The 8,414-nt window shown below is 70.8% G+C and carries 10 protein-coding genes; 4 read left to right on the top strand and 6 right to left on the bottom strand.

Features of this window, described 5'->3' with window-relative positions; translation table 11 throughout:
• Positions 1-231 (bottom strand): HAD family hydrolase (locus VIU94_RS30015; RefSeq protein WP_414721036.1); only part of this gene is annotated, 231 nt, incomplete at its 3' end.
• A gap of 173 nt (positions 232-404) precedes the next feature.
• On the opposite strand from VIU94_RS30015, the gene VIU94_RS30020 reads away from it, so the two are divergent.
• Positions 405-1,313, top strand: a complete 909-nt coding sequence (locus VIU94_RS30020; RefSeq protein ID WP_331916079.1) for an LLM class flavin-dependent oxidoreductase — start codon at positions 405-407, stop codon at positions 1,311-1,313.
• On the opposite strand, the gene VIU94_RS30025 is transcribed toward VIU94_RS30020, so the two are convergent.
• The 5 genes from VIU94_RS30025 to VIU94_RS30045 form a co-directional block, all read right to left on the bottom strand.
• Complete coding sequence (locus VIU94_RS30025; RefSeq protein WP_331916081.1) at positions 1,294-1,746, bottom strand: hypothetical protein; 453 nt, start codon at positions 1,744-1,746, stop codon at positions 1,294-1,296. The genes VIU94_RS30020 and VIU94_RS30025 overlap by 20 nt on opposite strands.
• Positions 1,747-1,761: 15 nt before the next feature.
• Positions 1,762-2,304 carry an RNA 2'-phosphotransferase gene (locus VIU94_RS30030; RefSeq protein WP_331916083.1) on the bottom strand — a complete coding sequence of 181 codons (543 nt, stop codon included), beginning with the start codon at positions 2,302-2,304 and terminating at the stop codon, positions 1,762-1,764.
• 141 nt (positions 2,305-2,445) lie between these two features.
• A complete protein-coding gene (locus VIU94_RS30035) occupies positions 2,446-3,339 on the bottom strand; it encodes a MerR family transcriptional regulator (RefSeq protein WP_331916090.1) in 894 nt (297 codons plus the stop codon).
• 150 nt (positions 3,340-3,489) lie between these two features.
• Positions 3,490-5,268 carry an SDR family oxidoreductase gene (locus VIU94_RS30040; protein ID WP_331916084.1) on the bottom strand — a complete coding sequence of 593 codons (1,779 nt, stop codon included), beginning with the start codon at positions 5,266-5,268 and terminating at the stop codon, positions 3,490-3,492.
• Positions 5,268-6,128, bottom strand: coding sequence for a M24 family metallopeptidase (locus VIU94_RS30045; protein ID WP_331916086.1), 861 nt, complete (start codon positions 6,126-6,128; stop codon positions 5,268-5,270). The genes VIU94_RS30040 and VIU94_RS30045 overlap by 1 nt, the downstream gene beginning before the upstream one ends.
• A gap of 270 nt (positions 6,129-6,398) precedes the next feature.
• Here VIU94_RS30045 and VIU94_RS30050 point away from each other — a divergent pair, with 270 nt between their 5' ends.
• From VIU94_RS30050 to VIU94_RS30060, 3 genes are all read left to right on the top strand, one after another.
• Positions 6,399-7,367 (top strand): ABC transporter ATP-binding protein, encoded by a 969-nt coding sequence (locus VIU94_RS30050; RefSeq protein ID WP_331916092.1) that lies wholly within the window; start codon positions 6,399-6,401, stop codon positions 7,365-7,367.
• Positions 7,364-8,254 carry an ABC transporter permease gene (locus VIU94_RS30055; RefSeq protein WP_331916088.1) on the top strand — a complete coding sequence of 297 codons (891 nt, stop codon included), beginning with the start codon at positions 7,364-7,366 and terminating at the stop codon, positions 8,252-8,254. Before VIU94_RS30050 ends, VIU94_RS30055 begins: the two co-directional genes overlap by 4 nt.
• Positions 8,251-8,414, top strand: a 164-nt coding sequence (locus tag VIU94_RS30060) for an ATP-binding cassette domain-containing protein (protein WP_331916094.1), incomplete at its 3' end; no start/stop codon positions are given. The genes VIU94_RS30055 and VIU94_RS30060, both read left to right, overlap by 4 nt.

Here is an 8,414-nt window from a genome sequence, read left to right on the forward strand (position 1 = left end):
GTGACCGTGGACGTGATCGCTGACGACGTCCATCCAGCGGGCGGGGCGTCCGGTGACGAAGAAGACCTCGATCCCGGCGGCCTCGGCCGCGGCGAGCGCGGCGACGGTGCGCGCGGAGAGGGACTTGTCGTCGCGCAGCAGGGTGCCGTCGAGGTCGGTGGCGATCAGTCGGGGGGCCGGGGCAGCGCCGCGCGCGGGGAGGGGTGAGGTCACGGACCCATTCTCACGCACTTCATGCACGGTCGTGCGGATGCGTGCACATCTGAGTGGGGCACGGGGCGATCATCCGGAGGGACGACGGGGCGCGTGGGGGCGCACATGCCACACAGGCCTCAGGGACCCCGCAGGCCCTGCTCGCAGAGGCTCTGATGCAAGGTGTCGGTGGCGGCACGTACTGTCGAGGTATGCGTCTGAGCACCGTGATCCTCCCGTCCCGTCGCTGGCACGACGGCGGCCGCGACCAGTGGCTGCGCGCCGAGCAGCTCGGCTTCCACGCCGCGTACACCTACGACCACCTGTCCTGGCGCACGTTCCGGGACGGCCCGTGGTTCGGCGCCATACCGACGCTGACCGCCGCGGCGGGCGTCACCGACCGGCTGCGCCTGGGCACGATGGTCACCTCCCCCAACTTCCGCCATCCGGTCACCCTCGCCAAGGAACTGATCACGCTGGACGACGTCTCCGGAGGCCGGATCACGCTCGGCATCGGCGCGGGCGGCGTCGGCTTCGACGCGACGGCGCTGGGCCAGGAGCCCTGGACGCCGCGGGAGCGGGCCGACCGGCTCGCCGAGTTCGTGCCGTTGCTCGACCGGCTGCTCAGCGAGGACGTGGTCTCGCAGCGGGGCACGTTCTACTCGGCGGACGAGGTGCGCAACATTCCCGGATGCGTGCAGCGGCCGCGGCTGCCGTTCGCCGTGGCGGCGACCGGACCGCGCGGGCTGCGGCTGGCGGCGCGGCACGGGCAGGCGTGGGTGACCACGGGCGACCCGAAGCTCTTCGAGGACGGCACGCCGGAGCAGTCCCTGGAGGCCATCCGCGGCCAGATCGAGAAGCTCGGCACGGCATGCGCCGAGGCCGGCCGGGAGGTCGCCGCGATGGACAAGATCCTGCTCACCGGCTTCACCCCGGACCGCCCGCTGGAATCCTTCGACGCCTTCGTGGACTTCGCCGGGCGCCACTACGAGCTGGGCTTCACGGAGATAGTGATCCACATGCCGATCGCCGACTCGGTGTTCGCGGCGGACGAGTCGGTCTTCGAGAAGATCGCCTCGGAGGGACTGGCCCAGCTGGGCGTCAGCGCACCCGGGAACTGAGCCAGGGTGTGAGGGTGCCGCGCAGCACCAGCTCCTTGTAGGTCTCGTCGCCGGGCAGTGGCACGACCAGCCACCAGCCCGCCGGCCAGAACCGGCCCTTCACGTACGCGAGCCCGCCGTAGAGGGAGCGCAGGAAGGCGGGGACGGAGTCGCGCGGCACGTCCGCGAACTCCACCCCGTCGACGACGATCTTCGCGTCGTCCTCGGGGAAGAGCTGGACGCTCACCGCGGGGGAGCCGCCCAGCTCGACGAACGCCTCGTGCGGCAGCGATCCGTCCGGGTCGAGGACGGTGAAGGCGCCGGAGGACGTGCGGCGCGAGGTCTGGTCGGCGCCGATGTCGTCGGTCACCGTCATCTCGCGGTTCTCCTCCTGGGCGATCTCGCGGATCGCGGTGACGGCCGACTCGGTGGTGGGCAGACGAGAGTGTCCCATGGAGTCGATCATGCCTCAGCCCGGAAAGCGGAGGAACTCCGGAGGCACGGAGTCGGTCAGCCAGACGCCGTTGGCGCTGAGGTGGAAGACATGCCCGGCGCGATGCATGGCCCCCGCGTCCACGCTCAGCACCACCGGCCGGCCGCGGCGTGCGCCGACCCGGGTCGCGGTCTCCCGGTCCGCCGAGAGATGCACGTGGTGGCGGGCCATCGGGCGCAGTCCCTCGGCGCGGATCGCGTCCAGGAAGCGGGCGACCGTGCCGTGGTAGAGGTACGCGGGCGGCTCGGCGACCGGCAGACCGAGGTCGACCTCCACCGTGTGGCCCTGGCTCGCGCGGATCCGGCTCCCCTCGACCGCGAACCGCTTCTTGTCGTTGGCGGCGACCGCGTGGTCGAGTTCGGCGCGGGTGATCGGGAAGCCGTGCGCGGCGGCCGCGCGCAGCAGTGCGTCGATCTCCGTCCAGCCCTGCGCGTCGAGGACCAGCCCGATCCGCTCCGGCTGATGACGCAGATGCTTGGAGAGGTACTTCGACACCTTCACGGTGCGTCGTTCGTCCATCGGCTCAGGATGCACGAGCTTCGTGATCCGGACCATTCAATTGAGGTGAGGAGGTTTGATCCACAGCGAACTAGATTTATCCACAAGGGAATTGGCGATTCTGTGGACAACTCCCGGGCAGAATAAGGCATTTTGGGTAACTCATGCCTGATTAGACTGGCTTGCCGCAAGTGCATCCAATGTCCGCGCCTGTACTTCGCGTTCGGCGGCTGCCGCGACGAACGCCGAGACGTTCTCCCGGCCAACAAGCCTCTCCACGGCCTCGATCGTCTCGGGCGGCAGGGTCACCTGGCGCGGCTCATCCTCCCGCAGCGGCAGCGAGTCCGCGGACAGGTGGTGCTGGAGGTGCCGGTGCGCGAACGTCCGCATGGCGCGGGCCAGTTCCGCGTCGACGGTCTGCTGCGCGAGCGGCCTCAGCCGGCGCACCATCGTCGCCGCGGCGGCCGCGTCCGCGTCTGTCGGAGGACGGTGCTCCAGATAGCGGGCGAAGACGTGCTCGGTGGTGAACTCCAGGAAACGGGAGGCTATGTGCTCGACCTGGCCGCGAAGTTCCCGCAGATGTCCGGTGATCGCGGAGAGTGGCACGCCCGCCGCGTACAACTCGGCGGCCACCGCGAGCTCTTGGGGACTCGGGACGAGGAACTCCTCCTCCCGGTCCTGGATCGGCACCAGGACGCCCAGCTCCATCGCGTCCCGGATCGCGTCCTCGTCCGGCTCCCCGCCGAAGCGGGCGTCCAGCTCCGCACGCGAGATCCGGTCCGCCTCCTCGTCCGTCCACGGGCCGTCCACCTCGGCGACCAGGCCGAGTACCCCGCCGAGGCCCCGACCGGTGTCCCAAGCCTCCAGGAGCTCCTTGATCGAGGCCAGCGTGTAGCCGCGGTCAAGGAGGTCCGCGATCTGCCGCAGCCGGGCCAGGTGGGCGTCCCCGTACACGTTGGACCGGCCCCGGCGCTCCGGCCGCGGCAGCAGGCCGCGGTCCTGGTAGGCACGGATCGTCCGGACCGTGGCGCCGCTGTGATGCGCCAGGTCCTCGATCCGGTACTCGGGCGCCCGGTAGTCGCCCGACCGGTTCTCGGCCGCCGACGACGGTGCCGACGACGGTGCCGGCGACTGCGCCGCTACTGACTGCTCAGACAAAACCGCTCCTCCAACCCCTCTGCGAGGGATGGTACGGCCGCCGTCGGGCTACGCCGGCGGCTCCCACCGGGCCAGCGCGCGCAGCGTACGCGGCGTGAAGCGGGACATGAAGCGCAGCCCGTGCGCCTCCGGTGTGACCGGGACGACCGCCTGGTTGCGCAGCACGGCGCGCAGGATCGCGTCCGCGACCTTCTCCGGCGGGTAGTTGCGCATCCCGTACAGCCGCGAGGCGTGCTTCTGGCGGCGGGCCTGCTCCTCGTCGCCCGCCCCGGCGAACCGGGCCGTCGCGGTGATGTTGGTGTTGACGATGCCGGGGCAGATCGCGGTGACGCCGATGCCCTGCCCGGCGAGCTCCGCGCGCAGGCATTCGCTCAGCATCAGCACCGCCGCCTTCGACGTGCTGTAGGCGGGCAGCGCCCGGGACGGCTGGAACGCCGCCGCCGACGCGGTGTTGACGATGTGGCCGCCCTGTCCGCGCGCGGCCATCTGCGCGCCGAAGACCCGGCAGCCGTGGATGACGCCCCACAGATTGACGTCGAGGACCTTCTTCCACTCCTCGCTGGTGGTGTCGAAGAAGGAGCCGCTCAGACCGATCCCGGCGTTGTTGACCAGGACGTCCACCACGCCGTACTCGTCCGCGACCTTCGCGGCCAGCTTCTCCATGGCCTGCTCGTCGGAGACGTCGGCGCTCTCGCCCCACGCCTGGGGAGCGCCGATGAGCCGGGCCATCTCGGCTGTTCGGGCCGCGCCCTCGGCGTCGCGGTCCACGGCCACCACCCGCGCGCCCGCCTCGGCGAACGCGAACGCGGTCGCCCGGCCGATGCCGCTGGCCGCGCCGGTCACCAGGACCAGCTGGCCGCCGAACCGCTCGGCGTACGCCGGGTGGACCTCGCTCTTCGCCGCCTGCTTGGGCGCCTTGGTCTCGGGGTTCTCGTTGGCGTCGACGAACTCGGTGATCCAGGCGGCCAGTTGGTCGGGGCGGGTGCGCGGCACCCAATGCTTGGCGGGCAGCGTGCGCCGGGTGAGGTCGGGCACCCAGGTCGCCAGGTCGTCGTAGAGCCGCTCCGACAGGAACGCGTCGCCGGTCGGCGTGATCAGCTGCACCGGGGCGTGCGCGTACGCGTCGGGGCGCGGCCGCCGCAGCCGCGGGCGCACGTTGTCCCGGTAGAGCCAGGCGCCGTGGGCCGCGTCGGAGGGCAGGGAGGCGGTCGGGTAGTCCCCGGCCGGGACCTTCTCCACCCGCTGGAGGATCTTCGGCCACTGCTTGCCGAGCGGGCCGCGCCAGGCCAGCTCCGGCAGTACCGGCGTGTGCAGCATGTAGACGTACCAGGACTTCGCGCCCTGCCCGAGCAGCTGGCCCACCCGGCGCGGGGTCGGCCGGGTCATCCGCTGCTTGATCCAGTGCCCGAAGTGGTCCAGGGATGGTCCGGACATCGAGGTGAAGGACGCGATCCTGCCTTCCGTCCGGCGGACCGTCGCGAATTCCCAGGACTGCACCGAGCCCCAGTCGTGTCCGACCAGGTGCACCGGCCGGTCCGGGCTGACCGCGTCGGCGACCGCCAGGAAGTCGTCCGTCAGCTTCTCCAGCGTGAAGCCGCCGCGCAGCGGCTTCGGGGCCGTCGACCGGCCGTGCCCGCGCACGTCGTACAGCACCACGTGGAACCGGTCGGCGAGCCGGGTCGCGACCTCCGACCACACCTCCTTGGAGTCCGGGTAGCCGTGCACGAGCAGGACCGTCGGCCGGCTCTCGTCGCCGAGCTCGGCGACGCACAGCTCGATCCCGCCGGTCCGGACCCAGCGCTCCCGCGCTCCCTTCAGCCCCGTCATCACGCCGCCCTTCCTTCCGCTTCGGTCTCGGCCCAGCGCCGCACGTGCGGCAGGTCGTCGTCCAGCCAGAACGCGCTCTGCTGCGGGTCCGTGGAGTCGGTGACGACCAGGATCTCCTCGAACTTCGCGCCCGTACCCCGGAAGCCGAGGTGCGGCTCGACCGCCCACAGCCCCGGCCGGGGCGGGTGGTCGGAGAACTTGTACGGCGACCAGAGCGGCGACCAGCCGTCCCGGTGGCCGTGTATCGCGTCGCTCGCCAGTCCCTTCAGGGACTGCGTGCCGAAGCCGAACAGGGTCGGCGACCAGCGTCGCTCCTTCACCCGGTCGATCTTGTGGGCGATGACGCCGAAGGGATACGCGCGGTGCCGGTTGGCGTAGCCCTGGCGGACCATGAGCCGGTCCACGTCCTCGTAGATCTCCCGCAGCGTGCGGCGCTCGCGCACCTCGCGCAGAATCAGCTCGCGGTGGTCCTTCAGGTCGGCGAGCAGCTTGTCGTGCATCGGGTTCAGGCCCAGGCAGCCGGAGTACCCGATGTCAGCCGTGTACCCCTTGTAGACCGGTGCCATGTCGAGGATGAACGGCATCCCCGCCTCGAGGCGCCGGTTCGTGGGGAAGAACTGCAGCGGGATCTTGAAGTCCACGAAGGCGGTGCGGTCGCCGAACCAGGCGAAGGGCCGGTGGAACCAGTCCCGTACCCCGCGCGCGTACAGCCAGTCCCGCTGCATCTTCGCCGCCTCGCGCTCGGTCACGCCCGGCTTGAGCTGTGCCGCGACGGCCTCCGCGCACTCGTAGGAGAGGCGCTGGACCTCCCTGAACCCGCGCAGGTCCGCGGCCAGTTCGCCCGCTGTCGCTGTCGTCATGCGACCCGCCCTCCCGTCCGTCCCGCCGATTGCGCTACGTGCGCGTAACTTGACACCGATGAATGTGACAATGCCTGGCGTCTGCGTCAAGGGGTGTGCAAAAGCCAGTGGGAACCTGTGGAAACGGAAGGCGAGGGTCACATCGGCGGCCGGCGCCCGCTGACTTTCGTCGTCGCTCCCCTACGGGCATGTACTCCTGGAGTCGGACATGGATCGAGCCGTTGGGCTGACGACTCCTGTGGCGCACGCCACTACCTTCGAAGCGTGACTGTGATCGCCACCGAAAGCCTCAGCAAGCGGTTCCCCAGGGTGACCGCTCTCGACCGGCTCTCCCTGGACATCGGGCCCGGTGTGACCGGACTGGTGGGTGCCAACGGAGCCGGTAAGTCCACGATGATCAAGATTCTTCTTGGTCTGTCCCCGGCCACGGAGGGCCGCGCCGAAGTCCTCGGACTCGACGTCGCCACCCATGGCTCCGCCATCCGCGAGCGCGTCGGGTACATGCCCGAGCACGACTGTCTGCCGCCGGACGTCTCGGCGACCGAGCTCGTGGTCCACATGGCCCGGATGTCCGGCCTGCCCGCGACCGCCGCGCGCGAGCGGACCGCCGACACCCTGCGCCACGTCGGCCTCTACGAAGAGCGCTACCGCCCCATCGGCGGCTACTCGACCGGCATGAAACAGCGGGTGAAGCTGGCCCAGGCCCTGGTCCACGACCCGAAGCTGGTCCTCCTCGACGAGCCGACGAACGGCCTGGACCCGGTCGGCCGGGACGAGATGCTCGGCCTGATCCGCCGCGTCTGGACCGACTTCGGCATCTCCGTCCTGGTCACCTCCCACCTCCTCGGCGAGCTGGAGCGGACCTGCGACCACGTCGTCGTCATCGACGGCGGCCAGCTGCTGCGCTCCAGCTCCACCAGCGACTTCACCCGCACCACGACCACCCTCGCCGTCGAGGTCACCGACTCGGACACGCACCCGGACGGCACCAAGGCACTGCGCGAGGCGCTCGCCGCCGCCGGCGTCGCCCTCCACGAGAGCACGGAGGAGGGCCTGCCCGGCGCCGGCCACATCCTCCTCCTGGAGGCCACCGGCGACGAGACGTACGACCTGGTCAGAGACACGGTCGCCGGCCTCGGCCTCGGCCTGGTGCGGATGGAGCAGCGCCGCCACCACATCGCCGAGGTGTTCCGCCCCCAGGCTTCCGAGCAGCAGCAGGAGGAGGTGCCGGCGCGATGAGCTCCCAGGCCCCCGAGACCACCCAGATCCACAACATCGGCTACCGCACGTACGACGGGCCGCGGCTCGGCCGCGGATACGCCCGCCGGGCGCTGTTCTCGCAGTCGCTGCGCGGAGCGTACGGACTGGGCCGCAGCGCCAAGTCCAAGGTGCTGCCGATGATCCTGTTCGCCGTGATGTGCGTCCCTGCGCTGATCATCGTCGCCGTCGCGGTCGTCACCAAGGCGCCCAAGCTGGCCATCGAGTACACGCAGTACGCGCTGTTCCTCCAGGTCGTCATCGGCATCTACGTAGCCGCCCAGGCCCCGCAGTCCGTCTCCCGCGACCTGCGGTTCCGGACGGTGCCGCTGTACTTCTCCCGGCCCATCGAGCGGGCGGACTACGTGCTGGCCAAGTACGGCGCGATGGCGGCGGCCCTGTTCATCCTCACCGCCGTCCCGCTGGTGATCCTCTACATCGGCGCACTGCTCGCGAAGCTCGACTTCGCCGACCAGACCGCGCTCTTCGGCCAGGGCCTCGTCTCCGTGGCCCTGCTCTCGCTGCTCTTCGGCGGCATCGGCCTGGTCATGGCCGCGCTCACGCCGCGCCGCGGCTTCGGCGTCGCCGCCGTGATCGCCGTGCTGACGATCTCGTACGGCGCGGTCACCACCATCCAGGGCATCGCCTACGGCACGGACAACCTCGGCCCCATCGAATGGATGGGCCTGTTCTCGCCCATGACCCTCATCAGCGGCGTGCAGACCGCCTTCCTCGGCGCCCCGCCCGCCTTCCCCGGCGAGGTGGCCGTCGGCGCCGGCGCCGGAGCGGTCTACGTCTTCGCCGTCCTCGCGCTGATCCTTGGCTCGTACGCCGTGCTGATGCGCCGCTACCGAAAGGTCGGGCTGTGACCACGCTCAACATCGACCACGCCTCGCGCTGGTTCGGCAACGTCGTCGCCGTCAACGACGTGACCATGACCATCGGCCCCGGCGTCACCGGCCTGCTCGGCCCCAACGGCGCGGGCAAGTCCACCCTGATCAACATGATGGGCGGCTTCCTCGACCCCTC

It is taken from the genome of Streptomyces sp., from assembly GCF_036566765.1.
Classification (GTDB): domain Bacteria; phylum Actinomycetota; class Actinomycetes; order Streptomycetales; family Streptomycetaceae; genus Streptomyces.

Bases quoted from the DNA above. Each gene is read 5' to 3' on its own strand.
- VIU94_RS30025 (WP_331916081.1), bottom strand. From the start codon at position 1,746: ATGGGACACTCTCGTCTGCCCACCACCGAGTCGGCCGTCACCGCGATC.
- VIU94_RS30030 (WP_331916083.1), bottom strand. From the start codon at position 2,304: ATGGACGAACGACGCACCGTGAAGGTGTCGAAGTACCTCTCCAAGCAT.
- VIU94_RS30045 (WP_331916086.1), bottom strand. From the start codon at position 6,128: ATGACGACAGCGACAGCGGGCGAACTGGCCGCGGACCTGCGCGGGTTC.
- VIU94_RS30055 (WP_331916088.1), top strand. From the start codon at position 7,364: ATGAGCTCCCAGGCCCCCGAGACCACCCAGATCCACAACATCGGCTAC.
- VIU94_RS30040 (WP_331916084.1), bottom strand. From the start codon at position 5,268: ATGACGGGGCTGAAGGGAGCGCGGGAGCGCTGGGTCCGGACCGGCGGG.
- VIU94_RS30020 (WP_331916079.1), top strand. From the start codon at position 405: ATGCGTCTGAGCACCGTGATCCTCCCGTCCCGTCGCTGGCACGACGGC.